General features: G+C 47.8%; 15 protein-coding genes. 5 read left to right on the top strand and 10 right to left on the bottom strand.

The window, feature by feature from the left end:
- Positions 1-66 precede the first annotated feature (66 nt).
- On the top strand, positions 67-609 hold the full coding sequence (locus tag H8S84_RS17085) for an RNA polymerase sigma factor (RefSeq protein ID WP_187068581.1): 543 nt from the start codon (positions 67-69) through the stop codon (positions 607-609).
- Entirely contained in the window at positions 603-2,099 is a 1,497-nt protein-coding gene (locus H8S84_RS17080; protein WP_187068580.1) for a porin family protein, read from the top strand. Before H8S84_RS17085 ends, H8S84_RS17080 begins: the two co-directional genes overlap by 7 nt.
- A gap of 6 nt (positions 2,100-2,105) precedes the next feature.
- On the opposite strand, the gene H8S84_RS17075 is transcribed toward H8S84_RS17080, so the two are convergent.
- Positions 2,106-2,855, bottom strand: coding sequence for an EcsC family protein (locus H8S84_RS17075; RefSeq protein WP_187068579.1), 750 nt, complete (start codon positions 2,853-2,855; stop codon positions 2,106-2,108).
- 203 nt (positions 2,856-3,058) lie between these two features.
- Between H8S84_RS17075 and H8S84_RS17070 the strand changes: the two genes are divergently transcribed.
- The gene (locus tag H8S84_RS17070; RefSeq protein WP_187068578.1) at positions 3,059-3,595 is read left to right on the top strand and encodes a YceI family protein; all 537 of its coding nucleotides are present in this window, start codon (positions 3,059-3,061) and stop codon (positions 3,593-3,595) included.
- Positions 3,596-3,660: 65 nt separating this feature from the next.
- Here H8S84_RS17070 and H8S84_RS17065 read toward each other — a convergent pair whose 3' ends face one another.
- The 5 genes from H8S84_RS17065 to H8S84_RS17045 all read right to left on the bottom strand — a co-directional run bounded on the left by H8S84_RS17065 (position 3,661) and on the right by H8S84_RS17045 (position 7,620).
- Positions 3,661-4,278, bottom strand: coding sequence for a low molecular weight phosphatase family protein (locus H8S84_RS17065; RefSeq protein ID WP_187068577.1), 618 nt, complete (start codon positions 4,276-4,278; stop codon positions 3,661-3,663).
- Entirely contained in the window at positions 4,275-5,354 is a 1,080-nt protein-coding gene (gene arsB, locus H8S84_RS17060; protein ID WP_187068576.1) for an ACR3 family arsenite efflux transporter, read from the bottom strand. Before arsB ends, H8S84_RS17065 begins: the two co-directional genes overlap by 4 nt.
- A 103-nt stretch (positions 5,355-5,457) precedes the next feature.
- Positions 5,458-6,303 (bottom strand): arsenite methyltransferase, encoded by an 846-nt coding sequence (locus H8S84_RS17055; RefSeq protein ID WP_187068575.1) that lies wholly within the window; start codon positions 6,301-6,303, stop codon positions 5,458-5,460.
- A 52-nt stretch (positions 6,304-6,355) separates the two neighbouring features.
- Positions 6,356-6,688 (bottom strand): ArsR/SmtB family transcription factor, encoded by a 333-nt coding sequence (locus tag H8S84_RS17050; RefSeq protein ID WP_187068574.1) that lies wholly within the window; start codon positions 6,686-6,688, stop codon positions 6,356-6,358.
- Positions 6,689-6,948: 260 nt separating this feature from the next.
- On the bottom strand, positions 6,949-7,620 hold the full coding sequence (locus tag H8S84_RS17045) for a hypothetical protein (RefSeq protein ID WP_187068573.1): 672 nt from the start codon (positions 7,618-7,620) through the stop codon (positions 6,949-6,951).
- A gap of 325 nt (positions 7,621-7,945) precedes the next feature.
- Here H8S84_RS17045 and H8S84_RS17040 point away from each other — a divergent pair, with 325 nt between their 5' ends.
- Positions 7,946-8,803: an aminotransferase class IV gene (locus H8S84_RS17040; protein ID WP_187068572.1), complete on the top strand. Its 858-nt coding sequence runs from the start codon at positions 7,946-7,948 to the stop codon at positions 8,801-8,803.
- A 78-nt stretch (positions 8,804-8,881) separates the two neighbouring features.
- Positions 8,882-9,646: an oxygenase MpaB family protein gene (locus H8S84_RS17035; RefSeq protein WP_187068571.1), complete on the top strand. Its 765-nt coding sequence runs from the start codon at positions 8,882-8,884 to the stop codon at positions 9,644-9,646.
- A gap of 67 nt (positions 9,647-9,713) precedes the next feature.
- Here H8S84_RS17035 and H8S84_RS17030 read toward each other — a convergent pair whose 3' ends face one another.
- The 4 genes from H8S84_RS17030 to H8S84_RS17015 all read right to left on the bottom strand — a co-directional run bounded on the left by H8S84_RS17030 (position 9,714) and on the right by H8S84_RS17015 (position 18,051).
- Positions 9,714-12,191, bottom strand: a complete 2,478-nt coding sequence (locus H8S84_RS17030) for a penicillin-binding protein 1A (RefSeq protein ID WP_187068570.1) — start codon at positions 12,189-12,191, stop codon at positions 9,714-9,716.
- A gap of 463 nt (positions 12,192-12,654) precedes the next feature.
- Positions 12,655-15,201, bottom strand: a complete 2,547-nt coding sequence (gene hrpB / locus H8S84_RS17025) for an ATP-dependent helicase HrpB (RefSeq protein ID WP_187068569.1) — start codon at positions 15,199-15,201, stop codon at positions 12,655-12,657.
- Between the two features lie 344 nt (positions 15,202-15,545).
- Positions 15,546-16,877, bottom strand: a complete 1,332-nt coding sequence (locus H8S84_RS17020; RefSeq protein WP_187068568.1) for a DUF58 domain-containing protein — start codon at positions 16,875-16,877, stop codon at positions 15,546-15,548.
- Between the two features lie 181 nt (positions 16,878-17,058).
- A complete protein-coding gene (locus H8S84_RS17015) occupies positions 17,059-18,051 on the bottom strand; it encodes an AAA family ATPase (protein WP_187068567.1) in 993 nt (330 codons plus the stop codon).
- Position 18,052 lies beyond the last annotated feature (1 nt).

Below are 18,052 nucleotides of genomic sequence, written 5' to 3'. Positions count from 1 at the left end.
CTGTTGTTTAACTGGCTGTAGTATTGAGAGCGCATTGTGCAAAAAGTATAGTGTAATTGGTAAGAGGTGTACACCGAGGAAGAAATTATAGAGGGTTGTAAGCAGGATAAGGCGTCTTTCCAGGAGAAGCTTTACCAGTTGTACTCGCGTCGGATGATGGCAGTTTGTGTACGCTACACCAACTCCAGATTCGAGGCCGAGGATATTTTTCATGAGGCTTTCGTAAAGGTTTTTAAAAGTATAAATATGTACAGCGGCGGTTCCTTTGAAGGCTGGGTGCGCCGCATATTTGTGAATACAGCCATTAACCATTACCATAAAAATAAAAAGTACCAAGAGCAGCTAGACTACAGCACCATAGAAGAGAGCGCACCCTCTGGCGAGGACATTTTGAGTCAGATAAACAGCCAGGAACTGTTGCTGCTGATAAACCAGTTGCCCGAGGGATACCGGGTAATATTTAACCTGTATGTGATAGAAGGTTACAACCACCGCGAAATAGCCGAGATGCTGAACATAGCGGAGGGTACCTCTAAATCACAGTTGGCCAAGGCTAAAAGCCATTTAAAGAAGACGCTGTTAAAATTTTCAATATCTGAGCAATGCTGACAGACAAAGAACTGGAAGAAATACGGCGTAAGCTGCTGGAGCTCGAACAGGAGCCCCCTGCTGACGGATGGAAGAGCATTAAAGCAGAGATACAGCCGCCGGATAGATCCTGGCGCCCTATATGGTGGTTCGGAGCCATCCTGCTGCTGCTTCTGACCGGCATAGGAGTATACTTTATACTTGATAAAAAAGCAGAACCTGCAGCAACAGAATATACGGCAGCAGGTGAAGTTACAGCTGCTGCAGAAAAAGAAGTATCACAGCCACAACAGGAAGCTGCAAAGTATAAACCTGCACCACGGGCACGTAGAGTTATACAGCCAAACAACCCTGCAGAAAACACCAGCAGTACAGAAAGCAGGGTAAGGCTTAGAGTAACAGCACAAGCACCTAAAACAGCAATATCAACAGCAACGCCTGAAACGCTAGGCAGCGTAAAAGAGAGAACAAGAATATATAAGCCCAAGGCATCAGGTATAAATATAAGCGTGTCAGCAACTCCTGTAGATTCTGTAACTCTTAAAAGATCAACTGTCGAAAGACAGGAGATGTATTCGTTAGCCACAGCCCAGGATACGCTAAAAAAGGAAAAAGAGATAGTATTTGCGGAGCCTGTTAAGCCAGCAGTTTCTGCTATGCCTGACAGCGCCAGAACAGGTGAGGCTGCAACAGAAATACTACCCTTGGCTGCAGCAGATTCTGTTGCCACAACTGTTGCTACAGACTCTAGTAGCCAGGAGCAGAAGCCCGCCGCGAAACCGAAAAAGGAGAAACCTACACTAAGCAATCCATCAGGTTGGGCTGTAGGAGCTTATTTTGCACCGCGCTACGCTTTCCGTAAGTTCACACCAAACGCCGAGGATGATGTCTTGATCACGCGTCTCAATACCAAAAGCCAGTTAGACCCAGAGCGGATGGGCTACGAAGCAGGTATAAGTGTAAGCAAAGCCATCAAATCAAAACTTACTTTAGAAACCGGCTTATCTGTGGTAAACCTGAAGGAGAACGTGGATTATACTTATACTTTAGGCGAAGTAGGAGGCAGCGTCATGCGGCAGACTGCAGATGGGAAAATAATGGTGGAGGCCATTCAGGTTACAGAAGACCGCCAACTGGTTAGCTCTTATACTTATGGTGGCCTGAGACTTGGCGTGAACTACTACTTTTTAGAAACCCTGCGCACCCGACTGAATGTATCGTTCGCAGGTGGCATGAACCTACTACTGAGAGGGGAGACCAAGGAGTACAGAAATGGCGAATGGATAGAAACTATTGTATTCCCGGACAAGAACAACATACTGGAACAGTCTAACTATAACCTGCAGGTAGGTGTAGGCTACAATGTGGCTTTGCACCCTAAGTATGAGCTAACGGTTATGCCGGCACTGAATTACTTCCTGGGATCTACCTTTAAAGAGCGGGAACCATTTGGGCTGCGGCCTTATACGTTAGGTGTGAACCTGCAGGTGAGAAGAAGCCTTGGTTGGTAGAACTTACTAGTGCTGAGGCGAAGCGTTTAGCAACTGCTGCTCTTTCCAGCGCATACGGTAGGCATTCATGGCAGTAGTACCCAGCTTTTTTATCAGCCGATAGTTTACCACTGCTCCAACTGGTGCCCCGATTATAGGAATCATCTGTGCCATTTTTGCCAGGTCTATGTAATCGCGGTATTCCTGCTGAAAGGCGCGCCAGTTAAACTCGTTGATATCCTCAGGCAGGTGCAGCTTTTGAGTTTCCCAATCAGCCATTTGCAGGTATACATCGCGGCGGTGCTCGTGGCTGCTGAAGGCAAGCTGGAAAATGTGCAGCAGGTACACGCGCTCCCGGTAATCGAAGGCATCGTAGCCGTAAAGGGCAGAGATCTCGAAGAGCAGTTTTAGCTTCAGGCTAAGCAGCAGCGGGAAATCTGCCAGACCCAAAAGTATACCGCCGGCCCCAGTGACACCTCCCTCAGCGGCAGCTGCATTTTGATAAAATTTTATCCGTTCCAGCACCATCAGCTCTCTTTGCTGCAGATTTAAACCCTCCAGTGGCTTTGTGGTTACTATTCCGGCCCCGAAAAGCATAGCACGGGTCATCTGCTTAATGGTGGCAGTTATGGCTGCATGTATTCTGTCCGGTATATAGCTGTTTATTTTGTACTGCAGTTTTCGGGCTACTGCATTCAGAAAAGTAGGAGACTGCTGCATTTCCTCCTGCCATCTTCTTAACTCTCCAAACGCAAAAGTATTATAGTATGCTGTCATTGTAGGTTAAAGGCTGAGCCAGATAGTGTATACTCTTATAATGTTCAGGAAGATAAAAAGTATAGATGAAACTTGTTTGGTATATTATATGTATATACATTTGATGTACATACTTGTAAAGTGTTCTTTTCCGTATCGAAAGAACATCTAACTTTTTACGAAGTATAGCTTAGATCATAAACATTAATTAAAAATATACAGATATGGCAACTACTAAATGGTCGGTGGATCCGGCGCACAGCGAAGTTCAGTTTAAAGTAAAACACCTGATGATCACAACTGTAACAGGTTATTTTCAGAAGTTTAACGTGGAGGTAGAGACTGAAGATGATGATTTTACAAAGGCATCTAAAGTTCTTTTTACAGCTGATGTAGACTCTATAAACACAAATAACGAGCAGCGTGATACGCACCTTAAGTCAGAGGACTTCTTTGATGCGGCAAATCATGAGCAGGTGCGTTTCGAGGGTAAAGGCTTCGATAAGGTTTCGGATGATGAGTATAAACTGAACGGCGACCTGACCATTCGTGGTACAACCAAACCGGTTACTGTTAATGTGGAGTTTGGCGGTATTGTAGTAGACCCTTACGGCCAGACAAAAGCCGGCTTTACAGTAACAGGTAAAATAAACCGTAAAGACTATGGTTTAACCTGGAGCGCAGTAACTGAGGCGGGTAGTGTAGTAGTAAGCGACGAGATTAAGTTAAACGCCGAAATTCAGCTGGTAAAGCAGGCGTAAGTAAAATATAAATTGAAAAGAGGCGGCCACATGATTTGTGAGCCGCCTCTTTTGTTTGTGTGGAGTTATACTTTGCTGAAGGCAAACAGCATTTCACGGCCTATTTGCAGGGCCCTTTCCAGGTATACTTCGTCCTGCGCGGCTGTGCCGTCTGATGCTTTTGGATCTTCGTAGGTGATGGCAATGCGTTGCTCCGCGCCTGGTACAAAGGGGCAGTTGCCGTCGGCATCAGAGCAGGTCATGATGGCGCAGAAACCTGATGCAGGGTTTGCCGAATCATCAAACTTTTTAGACCATACCTCTACAGGAGTCTTGTCGGCAGCATACGTTACTTTATACTCTGGATTCTGCTTCTCCTCGTTTTTCTGAATTTCGAAGCCAACTTGCTGCATCGCTTTTACTGCCGCAGGGTAGAAGGCAGTAGCCTCTGTGCCTCCGGAATAAGTGGTCACCTTATCGATGGAAAAGTGTGCAGCGGCAGCCTGTGCCCAAAGCTGAGATATATGGCTGCGGCGAGAGTTGTGTGTACAGATAAAAACCAAGGCTACTGGCTGGTCTGCCTCTGTCTTCTTCCGGATGTAGCTACTGAGCTGTTGCAGCAGTTCTTTCCTTTCAGCAGGTACCAGGTCAAAGCTCTGTGTGAGCTGCTCTGTGGTTTTGGCGAGTGCAGGTAGTAAGCTCATGCTATTTCGGAGGTGGTTTGATTCGTGTATAATCTCTTTCTGAGCCAGAAGGCTACATTTACTAGGGCAATTAGGGCAGGCACCTCTACCAAGGGGCCTACCACACCGGCAAAGGCCTCGCCGGAGTTGATGCCGAACACGGCAATAGCCACTGCAATAGCCAACTCAAAGTTATTGCCTGCGGCAGTAAAGGCCACCGATGCGTTCTCTGAGTAGTTGGCACCTGCCGCCTTGCCAAAAAAGAAGCTTACCAAAAACATGATAGCAAAGTATATCACCAGCGGCACGGCTATGCGCAGCACATCAAAAGGTATACTTACAATAAGCTCGCCTTTTAAGCTAAACATAACCAATATGGTAAACAGCAGCGCAATGAGCGTAATAGGGGAGATGGCAGGTATGAATTTGGTCTGGTACCACTCCTGGCCTTTAAGCGGCACAAGTATAATCCGGCTCAGCGCACCAGCCAGAAACGGAATACCCAGGTATATGGCCACACTTTCCGCAATCACACCAATGGATATGTCTACAATGGCGCCTTCAAAACCGAAAAGTGGTGGTAGTTTGGTAATGAAAAGCCAGGCATAGAAGCTGTACAAAAATACCTGGAAAATACTGTTCAACGCCACAAGTCCGGCTGCATATTCCCGGCTGCCGTCAGCAAGGTCGTTCCAGACAAGCACCATGGCAATGCAACGCGCCAAACCTATAAGTATAAGCCCGGTCATGTATTCGGGGTAGTCGCGCAGAAAGGTAATAGCAAGTATAAACATGAGCAACGGCCCAATCACCCAGTTCAGCAGCAGCGACAACCCAATCACCTTCACGTTACCAAATACCTTCTGCAGCAGGCGGTAATTTACTTTTGCCAGCGGCGGGTACATCATCAGGATTAGGCCAATGGCAATGGGTATGTTTGTTGTGCCGCTGGAGAGGGAGTTAACATAGCCGGAGCTTTCAGGAAGAAAATAGCCTATACCTACCCCAACCAGCATGGCTAGAAAAATCCAGAGGGTAAGGTAGCGATCTAAAAAGCCAAGCCGTTTCCGGTTGTGTGCAGGTGCGCAGTGTTCCATGTGTTGTTTGTGGTGATTGTTGTTATTAAACGATTGTCATCCCCCTGCCCCCTTTGAAGGGGGATGACAATCGTCTGTGAACAGCTAATAAAAGTATAAATTATTAACAGCAGCCGGCACCAGGCTCGCAGCAAGCAGAGGCGGCTGGTTTATCGCCGTAAACTGTGATGCTGAAAATGCCGGTATTGCTGTTTCTAAAAGCTTTTATTTCATCCTCGCTTAGGTAATCGCGCAGAATCTCGTCGGGCACCTGAATGGCTTTCTCCTTCTGGATAGTAATATTCTCAAAACCAGCCTCACGTATGATCTGCAGGTAATCTACCTTCTGTATTGCCCCGGAAACACAGCCTGCATACATTTCGCTGGCTTTTACAAGTCCTTCTGGCAACTCGCCCACCAGCACCACGTCCGAAATGCTGAAGTGGCCACCCGGTTTCAGTACTCTGAAGGTCTCGGCAAATGCTTTCTGCTTGTCTGGTACCAGATTCAGTACACAGTTGCTTACCACCACATCGGCGCGGTTGCCGGCAATTGGCAGGTCCTCTATTTCACCCTGGCGAAACTCTACATTGTTAAAACCCAGCTTGTCAGCATTTTCACGGGCTTTTTTGATCATGGCTTCTGTCATGTCCACACCTATTACTTTTCCGTTTTCGCCTACTAAAGCACGGGCTACAAAGCAATCGTTGCCGGCGCCAGAGCCTAGGTCTATCACGGTGTTGCCTTTTTTAATCTGGGCAAACTCTGTTGGCAGGCCACATCCTAAACCTAAATCGGCATCTGCATTGTAGCCTTCCAGCTCGGTATAGTTATCGGCAAAAATGGCGTAATCTACGGTGCCGCAACCTGTGGCGCCACAGCATGAGGCCTCATTCTGGTCTTTGCTCTGGTTGGCTATTTCGCTATACTTTTCGCGAACGATCTTCTTTAATTCTTCTGCGTTGTTCATAGTTTCTAAATTTAATTTATCGGTATTTTACGATTAATCTTCTCAAATTTTTTTAGCAGCAGCTAGTGTCGCATGGCTTATACTTGCCGAACATTACCTGTAGCAGTTGCTGTGCCTCTTTCCAGGCCTGGGCATCTATGCAGTAGCAAACTTTCTTGCCCTCAATGTCACCTTTTATCAAACCCGCCTCTTTCAGCTCTTTCAGGTGCTGCGATACTGTTGACTGCGACAAGGGGAGTTCTTCCACAATATCGCCGCAAATGCAGGAGGTACGTTCCAACAAAATGCGAAGTATGGCAATGCGTGCCGGGTGTCCCAGCGCCTTCGCATATTTGGCTATCGTAATGTCGGCCAGTGTAAATTCTTCTGTCTTTGTAGCTCCCATATTTTTATTATCGTAAAATTACGATTAAAAGTTTCAGATGCAATTCTTTTTGTGTAAAATAACTTAGCATAATCACATGCATCTAAACGTAAGTTGTCATCTCGACGATAGGAGAGATCTCTATAAAATTCCTTCTGCACAAATTTTAAAAAGATTTCTCGCTGTGCTCGAAATGACAGGGTAAAGAGGGGGAGTATAATACAAAAAGCCCCGGAGAGCTTTATACTTTCCGGGGCTTCTTCTTTTATACTTCGAATACCTTATGCCATTGCTTTTTTCTGTAAGGCAGCTATTTCCTGGTTCAGTTCGTCAATGCGGTTCATCTCCGTCTGCAGGTCACGCTTCAGTTTAAGTTCTTTCTCGCGTGCAGTTTTCTTTACCTCCTGCAATTCAGCGTCAATTTCGTCGTAAGCTCTCTTCTTTTGGTCGGTAACTACTTTGCTATTCTTAAACTGGAAGTAGAAAACAGCAGCTACCACTAACAACAGTCCGATAATAGAGAACATCATGATCACGAAAGCCTGCTTTGGAATATACAGGACACCGAAAACAGAGATGCTATCGCTTTTCTTTACTTCCTCGTCCTTCAAGGCATTGTCTTTTTGCAGCGCCTCAATCTGTGCCTGCTGGGCATCTATTTTGGACTGCGCTTGCTCCAGTTCCTCTTTAGAACCGCTTCTGGCTTTATCCAGCTTAGTTTCGGTAGCCTTAATGTTGCTTTCTACGCTATTCCAGAAAGCATCCATGGCGCTTACGCTAACTACTTTATATTCACGGCTGCCTTCTCTGTAACTGTTAGCGTTATCTTTCAGGCTTTTAAACTGATTTTGCAGTTGTTCAGACGCTTTCGCCTCTTTCGTAGCTGTGTTCTGTGCCTGGGTAGTAACACCAACAGACGACATTAAAACCAGGGATAAAATAAATGCCTTCATAATCTTGAACAATTATTTAAGTATTTTAAAAAGGTTGAAAAAGAACCAGATAAGTATAAACCGAGTAGGCTGACACTACCTGGCGCAGGTGCGAACACCTGTTAAGCTAAACACTATAAAGGATTGATTATTGTATTTAGTTCGAAGAAAACCTAAATTTTTAAAAAATCAAACTTTTTTGATTGCATATTTCTAATCTACTGCTGTCCTTAGTATAGATTTCGTAAAAAGTATAAACAACCGGAGTTGTGCGTATAAAACTACAGTTTTAGTAGCGTATAATAGAAATTCTGATACATTTGCCTTAACCATAAAGCTGTGAAAAATGGAAACAAAACCTACCTACCATGTATTTGTAAACGGTGATTTTATGCCGGCACCGCAGGCTGTTTTGCATGTAAGCGATCTAGCTGTTCAGCGTGGTTATGGTGTTTTTGAATTTTTTAAGGTAGACAGGCTAACCCCGCTTTTCCTGGATGATTACCTGGAGCGGTTTTATAACTCGGCTAGCCACATGCATCTGCAGGTGCCTCACACAAAGCAGGAACTGAAGCAGATTCTGGAAAAGCTCATCAATTTAAATAACCTGGAAGAGTCTGGTGTGAAAATGATCCTGACAGGTGGCTATTCTGAAAACGGCTTCGACCCGACGGCTCCAAATCTGGTTATACAACAGCAACCGTTGGTGCTGCCATCAAAAGAGAAAGTAGAAAAGGGAATCAGCATCATCACACACGAATACCTACGCGACTTTCCGCTTGTAAAAACCATTAACTACTCAGTAGGCATCTGGCTGCAGCACCGAATCAGAGAGCGAAACGCTGAAGAGGTGCTTTACTTTAAAGACAAAATTGTAACAGAGTTTCCTAGGTGTAACTTCTTTATCGTTACAAAGGATAACACTGTTGTAACGCCGGCACAAAACATACTCAAAGGTATAACCCGCAAAAATGTGATGGCACTGGCTTCTAAAAAGTATAAAGCAGAAGAGCGTGATATCACATTGGAGGAGGTGATGCAGGCAAAAGAAACCTTCCTGACCAGTACCACCAAACGCATTCTGCCAATTGTGCAGATAGACGGAAATACAATAGGTTCTGGTAAGCCAGGTCCGGTATCGCTGGAACTGCTGCAGGACCTTATTAACCTGGAAAAACATGTGCTAACGGGAGCTACTGTTTAGTTCTTAAGATTTAAAGTATAAATCTCATTTCAGTTAGCAGATGCGGCACGTTTTTACCTGCTCCTTCGTTTCCAAAGTATGAAGATGTTTGTAGATGAGAACTCGGTTGTAAGGGAGATCTGGGGCAAAAGCGATACAGTGCTTTTTATTTTTGCCGGGGCCTCTGCAGAGTTCGCCTTAAATAGAGCTGTAGACTGGCTATACTTTACCGGTCGGCTGCCTGCTGATCCGCTTGGTCGTTTGTTCTCAACGGTTGGTTATGCGAGGCAGATTGTGTTCTCTACCGAAGAAGTAGCGAATAATGCCATAGATAAGATGGCCGCTATACATGCCGGTGTAGAGCAGAAGCGGGGTTATTCTATACCGGATTGGGCGTACCGCGACGTGCTTTTCATGCTTATTGACTACTCCATCCGATCTTACGAACTGTTGGAGCGGAAATTAAGTGAGACTGAGAAAGCAGAAGTTTTTGATACGTTTTACAGAGTAGGTAGCCGCATGGGGTTAAAAGACCTGCCTCAAACTTTTCAGGAGTGGCTGATAGCACGTGAGGAGCACCTGGTTCAGAATCTGCAGGAAAGCAAGTATACTTCTGATCTGTACAAGCAGTACCGAAAACACCTTGGGCCTATCCGGTATGTTTTACTTTGGGAGGCGCAGAAATTGGTAGTGCCAAAAACTGTAGCCAGGATGCTTAAGTTCGGTAGTACTACCTGGCTGGTGCCAGTACTGGCCATCTACAAGATTACCCGCAAGTTCAACCTGGATTGGCTGCTGAAAGAGGCTATACTACCCGGAGCATATAAAACAGAGATTAAAGCGTTGGACCATATGCCTGCCTAAGATCATCATATGCTAAGTATAAAACAGGAGGGCCGCACCATCATGGTGCGGCCCTCCTGTTTTATACTTAATCTCTCTCCCCTTTCTTACGTTTCTCCTTTTTCCTTTCTTCGCGGCGCTTTTTCCAGCTTTCTTTCCACTCCTCAAAAGACTGTGCCGCTTTCTCGGTCACATTGTTAAATACACGCTCCAGGAAGTTCTCTCTTGGCGGTTCAGCCCTAAAAGAGGCGCAGTTCAAATCAGCTAGTATACTTGGCGGCAAGGAGGCAAATTTACTGTTATAATAGCCTTTGTAAGCCGGGTCAATGGCGATGCGACGGATATAATCGCCCCAGATTGGCAAGGCTGTTCGTGAGCCCTGGCCTAACTCCAGCGTTCTGAATCGCACTTGCGGACTCTCGCCACCTACCCAAACGCCGGTAACTAATTGCGGTGTAATACCGATAAACCAGCCGTCGGCATTATCCTGCGTAGTACCTGTTTTGCCTGCAATGTCCATTTTTAAACCGAACTGAGATCGAAGCTTAGAAGCGCTTCCTTCTTCTACCACACCCTGCATCAGGTAAAGCATAATGGCAGCTGTTTTCTCAGAAATCACTCTTTTAGCATCATGTCCTTCCTGGTGCTGGCGAATGATGTTACCGTTACGGTCTGTGATTTTGGTGATATATACTGGATCTACTCGCAGGCCGCGGTTAGCGAAAGTAGCATAAGCCGTTACCATCTCCTGCAAAGAAAGGTCTGCTGTGCCTAGTGCCAGGGATGGTACCTCTGGCAGTTCGCTTTCTACGCCCAGTCGGTGTGCCATGCGTACGGTTCTGTCTACGCCGGTCTTCATAATGATCTGTGCCGAAACAGTATTGACAGAATGTGCCAACGCACCGCGCATGGTATACTCACCGCCATACTTCTCGTCAGCGTTTCGTGGCGACCAGTTGTCGTTTGTGTCGTAGGTTATGCGCTCGTTCGGGAAGTAGTCGCAGGGTTCAATGCCGCGTTCCAGAGCCGCCGCATACACAATTGGTTTGAACGTAGAGCCTACCTGCCGCTTGGAGCGTACATGGTCATACTTAAAAATTGTATGGTTGATGCCGCCTACCCAGGCACGTACATAACCGGTGTGTGGCTCTACAGAAAACAAGCCTGTGTTCAGGAAACGCTGGTAATAAGCCACAGAATCTAAAGGGCTCATGGTACGTTGGCTGCTGCCGTTCCAGCCGTACACCTTCATCTGGCGAGGCTCCCGAAAGGCTGCTGCTATTTCGGCATCAGAAGCTCCGGCAGTCTGCATTTTCCTGTACCTGTCGGACTTTTGCATGGCCAGCTGAATCACATCAGAGTTGCGCCCCCAGGGAGAGCGGCCGCGCCAATGGGCATCGAACGTTTTCTGTAGCTGGGCCATCTGTTTTCGCACCGCGGACTCTGCATGGCGCTGCATTCCGGCATCAATGGTAGTGTATATCTTAAGTCCGTCTTTGTAGAGGTTGTATGGCTCACCGTTTTTCTTCTTTTTACTTGCAGCCCACTGCACCAGTTCCTGGCGTAGCTGCTCTCTAAAATATGGCGCTAAACCATCGTTGTGGCTTACTACGTTATAGTCCAGCTTCAGGGGCAACTGCTTCAGCGAGTCGGCCTGAGCAGGAGTGAGGTAGTTATACTTGGCCATCTGGCTAAGTACTACGTTACGGCGCACTTTCGATTTCTCTGGAGCCAGCCTTGGATTGTACGTGGTGGTAGCCTTTAACATGCCTATCAGCACAGCGGCCTCCTCGGTCTTGAGCTCTCCGGCAGATTTATTGAAAAACCGCTGTGCAGAACGTTCAATGCCATACAAGTTTCCGCCCAAAGGCACCGTGTTCAGGTATAACTCCAGGATATCTTCCTTAGAATAGAGGCTCTCCAGTTTGCGGGCAATGATCATCTCGCGCAGCTTGTTTACCAGCATATCCCCAAACCAGTAGTTTTTGCGCGGGTACAGGTTTTTTGCCAGCTGCTGGCTAAGCGTACTGCCACCGCCGGAGCTCTCGTTCTGCATCAGCAACGATTTTACAAGTACACGGGCAAGGCTTCGCGGGTCCACGCCACTATGTTCGTAAAAGCGCACGTCTTCGGTGGCAATCAAGGCTTTTATAGCGGCAGGGGAGATGTCGGCATACTTTACATTCGTGCGGTCTTGGATATAGTAACGGCCCAGTAACTCGCCACCTGCAGCGTATACTTCGGAGGCTGTGTTGTTATGCACCGACTTAAGCTCTTTTGTAGAGGGCATGCCTCCCAAGAAACCTGTGTATATGGCGAAATAAAACAGAACCAGCACAAGTATAAATACCAATGCCAGCTTGTAAAATATTCTGAAAAGGAATTTGTAGTTGTTTTGGCTGCTGCTTTCGCGCCACTCCGCCCATTTATGCTGCCAATACGTGCGGGTAAATTTTGTTTTAAGGCTTCGGAAAAATGGTGACAGCTCTCCGTGTACCAACCGTACAAACGGCGCCATAACCCTAGTAACTATAAATTTTATGATCTGCTTAAGCGTGCGCTTCATGTTTTATTGTTGATCTCTTATTTGCCAAAGCCGCTGCTTTTGGGCACACTGCATACAAACGATTTATCTGTTGTTTTGGTGCATTCTCTTTTTAGCAAGAATTGGGCCTGAGTATTTGACAAGTGATTATGTGGATTGATTTTTTTGATGGTTAATGAGATGTACCGGGTCCAACCACCCCTAACCCCTCCTTATCCAAGGCGGGGAACTCTGGCATTACTCCTGCAAATATAAAAGTGCTATTGCTGGTGTCTATCCTCTAATGAATTAATGCCTATCGTTAAAGGGATTGGCACTTCGAGTTATAGGATGATGAAGAATGAAAGCTTGAACTACTTGAGTGGCAGAATAAGTGGTAAGTATAAATTCCCCGCCTTGGACTAGTGAGAACGAGAGTTCGAAACTAGCGAGCGTAGCTCTGAGGGGATAAAGGGGTGGTTGGACCCGGTACTATAGAAACTGATTACAGCGGCCGCTTCTTGGTACCCCTGGTTGCCTGCGCTTCCAGTGGGTTATCAGGCCAATGGTGCTTAGGGTAACGGCCTCTTAGGTCTTTGCGCACATCAAAATAGCCAGTGTTCCAGAAGCTGTGCAGGTCGCGGGTAACTTGTACGGGGCGTGAGGCAGGGGAGAGCAGGTGCATGAGTACAGGTACTTTGCCGCCACCTATTTTTGGTGTTTCCAGCATACCAAACACCTCTTGCAGCCTTACCGCAAGTACTGGCGTGGTGGCATCCGAATAATCTATGGCAATTCTGGAGCCACTTGGAACCTGTAAATGTGTAGGGGCAAGTCTGTCCATTTCCTGGCGCTGTTCCCAACTCAATTCCGACAGCAACGCTTCATTAAAATCCAGTCGTGTTACCTGATCCAGAGACCGCAGGCCGGAAAGATGTGGGCGTAGCCATACTTCCATACCTTGTTGCAGCGCCTCATCCGATGCATCAGGCCAGTTTTCAGGAGCTAAGTTGTGCAGAAACATCAGCCTGCTGCGGGTTTTAATGGCCTCGTCAGACCAGGGCAGACGTGCTACGCCTTTCTCCTGAAGTGCCTGAAAAAGCGCATCAGCGATCTGTTCCGGATCAGGCTTTGGCTGCTGCTTTTCATCCAGTACCAATGCTCCCAAACGTGTTATACTTCTGGCCACCACACGGGCAGTTGCCTCTTCCCACCTTACCTCATCTACTGTTTCGGTTTGATCGCCAAAGTATTTAAGGATTTCTGCTTTAGAGAGCGGGGCAGCGAGTAGAGCATGTGGTTTAGCGCCGATCTCCAGGTGAGCTATACTATAAAAAGCTTCCTCTCCGAACAGTTCAGTTTGTAAGGCAACTCGTTGGCCTGTTACCAAACGCACACGTCCGGAAGCTTCCAGTTGAGCAATTCGATCAGGGTAGGCGAGGGCGGTAAGTATACCAACTGCTTCATGATTTAAAGCAGCATTAGGTTCACGCAAACGCTGGCGCAGGTGCTGTGACTGTTCTTTTACCCGGCGCAGCGCGTTCTCGTCCACCACAAAACCGGGCAAGTATGGCCTTTTGCCTACCAGTAACTCCAGGCGCGCTTGCAGATCGGGTAGTGGCTCAGACCATGCTTGCTGCACAGGCTTGATAACATCTTTCTCAGACAGCAAGGCAGCCAGTGCACAAGCTGTGGAAGTATAGCCAAGCTCACGCCCGCGAATTACAAGGTGGCTCAGGCGAGGTGTTAGACCCATGGAGGCAATGGCTTTACCGTGTGCGGTGGAATTTCCTGCGTCGTTAATAGCCTCCAGGCGCAGCAGCAAGTCGCGGGCCAGCGAAAGAGCCGCAGCTGGGGGGATGTCGAGCCATTTAAGATCATTTGCGTCTTTTACTCCCCAGATGGCAAGTTCCAAAGCAACACCTGTTAAGTCGGCCTCGCAGATTTCAGGTGTTTGATTCTCTGGCAGCTGCAACTGGTCGGCAGTAGACCACAAGCGGTAACAGATGCCGGGACCAAGTCGGCCAGCGCGTCCTCTGCGTTGATCGGCAGCAGCTTTGGAAACAGGTATAGTTACAAGCGTGGTAAGTCCGGTACGCGGAACAAACTTGGGTACACGGGCAAATCCTCCGTCAATTACAATTTTAACGCCTTCTATGGTTAAGCTGGTTTCTGCTATACTTGTTGCTAGTACAACTTTTCGTCTGCCTTGCGGAGCGGGTTGTATGGCTGCTAACTGTTTTGATAAGGTCAGGTCGCCGTGCAGGATGTGCAGGTCTATACTTGATGCCAGCCTTCCTTCCAGTTGTTCGGCTACTTTTCGAATTTCGCCCATGCCCGGCAGGAATACAAGTATGTCACCCTCCGGTTCCTGCTCCAGCGCCTGCTTGATAGCCTTCGGTACTAAATTTACTAACCGTTGTGCCGGACGAGTACTGGCTGCCGCTACCTCTGCGTTTGATAAGTAGTTTGTTTCTACCGGGTATTGCCGTCCCATACTTTGCACCACCGGCGCATCCAGCCATTTAGCTATGGCAGCGGCATCCAGGGTGGCACTCATCACCATAATGCGCAGGTCGGGCCGAAGTACTGCCTGTGCATCCAGGGCAAGTGCCAAGCCTAAATCGCCCTGCAGGTTGCGTTCATGAAATTCGTCGAAAATGATAGCGGAAATTCCTTCCAGAGCCGGGTCTTCCTGCAGCAGGCGGGTAAGAATACCTTCGGTTACCACCTCTACCTGCGTCTTTGCCGACACCACATGCTCCATCCGCACCCAATAACCCACCGTTTGCCCAACCGGCTCCGAAAGTATATCCGACATGCGTTGTGCTGCAGCACGTGTAGCCAATCGGCGGGGCTCCAACACCAGTATCTTACCGCCGCTCCGCCAAGACGCTTCCAGCAAAGCCAGCGGTACCAATGTAGTTTTACCGGCTCCGGGAGGCGCCTCTAGTACCACGCGGGTATGGCTGTCGAGGGCGGCCAGCAGTTGCGGCAGCGCCTCCTTTACAGGCAAATCAGGTAAACGGTGAAGTAATGCTGTGGTAGTCATCTGCTGCAAAGGTCTGAAAAATATTGGTGGGATGCAGCAGGGAAGAGAAGGTTCATGGCGCGAGCGTCTACGCTCGTGACTGGTTATAATGTGGGCCTCTGGCCCAGTGGATTGCAAATCCGATACTATAATAAGACGCGGGTGCAAACCCACGCTACCTTAGATACACTATTTTGTCATTTCGAACGCATGTGAGAAATCTGAAATATTGCGGGACTGTAAAATGCTCCAGATTTCTCACATGCGTTCGAAATGACAGTACCCAGTAAGCTGTAGTGACTTTCTACTAAAGTATAACCTCTGCTTTAAAGGCTGATCTCAGCTTAAGTTCTTTATAAAATATTCTATATCAATCCTCGCGCCTTCAATTCCAGATACTTATTAATCGTATTCACCGTCAGATCCTTAGGCGGAGTAAGTATGGCGTGGATGCCGTGCTGCTGCAGTTGCTTCACGATCTGGCGTTTGTCGTAGTCGAATTTCTGGGCTATGGCCTTGGTGTATACTTCTTCGGTGTTGGTGGCGGGTTTGTGCAGCTCAGCATACAGTTCGGTGTTTTCGAAGAAGATAACCACTAGCAAATGGTGCTTGGCCATGGCGCGTAAGTAAGGCAGCTGGCGTTGCGCACCGTTAAGTGTTTCGAAGTTGGTGAACAGCAGGAGCAGGCTACGCTGCTTTATTGTGTGCCGGATGGTGGCATACAGGCGTTCGTAATCAGTTTCCTGGTACTTGGTTTTCTGGTTATAGAGCAACTCCATGATGTGCCGTATCTGGTCGGCCTTGCGCTGTGCCGGCAAGATATTACTGATGTTGTTGGAGAAGGTGATCAGGCCTGCTTTATCATGTTTTTTGATGGCAATGTTAGAGATTACCAGCGAGGCATTGATGGCGTAATCCAGCAACGTAAGGCCTTCGAACGGCATTTGCATTACCCGGCCTTTGTCTATCAGGGCATATACTTGCTGCGATTTCTCGTCCTGGTAGCTGTTTACCATTAGGTCGGCTTTGCGGGCAGTGGCTTTCCAGTTAATGGTGCGCTGGTCGTCGCCGGCAACGTATGGCCGGATCTGCTCAAACTCAGAACTGTGGCCAAGTCGGCGCACTTTTTTTACCCCAAACTCGTGCAGGCGGTTCGAGATGGCCATCAGCTCATACTGCCGCATCTGGATAAAAGATGGGTACACCGGCACTTCCTGATCCTGGGCAAATTTGTAGCGGCGCTTAACCAAGGCAAACTTACCCATGGCAAACACATTGATGGCTCCGAAATTGTAGCTGCCACGCTTAGTTGGCCTGATAGTATAATGGATGATGTGCGTACGTCCGGCTGGTATGTGCGCCTCAAAAACAGTATCGCGACGCTGAAACTGGAAAGGCAATTCGTCTATCACTTCGGCATCTACGGCAAAGTTATACTTGTTCTCCAGGTACAGGTAAACATCGTTGTCGCTGCCATTCGATAGTTTTTCCTGCATGCTGCGGCTGGCGTATATGCCTTCTTTGCTGCGGTACAGCATAAGCAGGTCGAGGAGGGTGAGCAGCAGCAGCACACCAAATGCCACTTTGGCAATGATCAGCAGCATCGGTATAAAGAATGCCACTACAAACAGGCTGACTAAAGCTGCCAGGCTGAAGTATAGGCGGTTGGTGAAGTATAGACTGCGGATGAACTGCACTAGGAATTTGTAAGTTTAAGTTTCATTAATTGAAGGCTTCTATCGTTGCATCATCTTTGAGCTTAGCAGCCGTTTGTCATCCCCCTACCCCCTTCAATGGGGGACTTTTTCAGCAAATGTAAAGATTGCATACTTACACTAGTGAAGGTCCCCTTTGAAGGGGGTAGGGGAATGAACTACGTTATCTCGGCACCTCGATTTTCTGAATGATCTGCTTGATCACGTCGTCTGGTATAAGGCCTTCCATTTCGCGTTCCGGAGTCAGCAGCACGCGGTGGCGTAGTACTACCGGGGCCAGTTCCTGCACATCTTCCGGGGTAACGAAGCCACGGCCACGCAGGGCGGCAAGGGCTTTGGCGCTGTTAAGCAAAGCAATGGAGGCACGCGGTGAGGCTCCTAAGTATAACGATTTATTGGAGCGTGTTTCGCCAACGATCTGGGCAATGTACTCCAGCAGCTTTTTGTCCAGGTGCACATGTTGCACCGCCTCACGCAGCGACACCAGTTCCTCGGCAGAAAGCACAGGCTTTACACAATCAAGGTCGCGCTTTAGCTTTTCGCCTTTGTGCTGTAGCTCAAGTATAGCAATCTCTTCCTCTAGGCTTGGGTACTCTACCAGAATTTTGAACATGAAACGGTCCAGTTGTGCTTCTGGCAGACGGTAGGTGCCTTCCTGCTCAATCGGGTTTTGGGTGGCCAGTACAGTAAACGGAGAAGCTAACGTATAAACCTTTCCATCGTGTGTCACGTGCTGCTCTTCCATCACCTCAAATAAAGAGGCCTGCGTTTTGGCTGGGGCACGGTTTATCTCATCTATCAACACAATATTTGAGAAAATAGGACCACGCTTGTAATCGAAAGAGGCAGTGCCCGGGTGGAAAACAGAGGTTCCCAACACATCAGAGGGCATAAGATCCGGCGTAAACTGAATGCGGCTAAAATCCACCTGCACAGTGCGGGCAAGCAGCTTGGCTGTTAACGTTTTGGCAATGCCTGGTACACCTTCTATCAGCACGTGGCCTTCCGACAACATGGCTACCAACAGCAATTCTATCAGGCTTTCCTGGCCAACAATTACCTGGCGCAGCTCTGCTTTTATTCGATTAGTTGCTTCGCGCAGGGCGCTGTAATCCGTTTTGTTTTCTTGTGCGGTTATTAATACTTCTTCTTCCATA

The sequence above is a fragment of the Pontibacter cellulosilyticus genome, assembly GCF_014306105.1.
Classification (GTDB): domain Bacteria; phylum Bacteroidota; class Bacteroidia; order Cytophagales; family Hymenobacteraceae; genus Pontibacter; species Pontibacter cellulosilyticus.
Note: the sequence above shows the minus strand (reverse complement) of the source record. Positions and strands in the feature narration are given on the sequence as shown.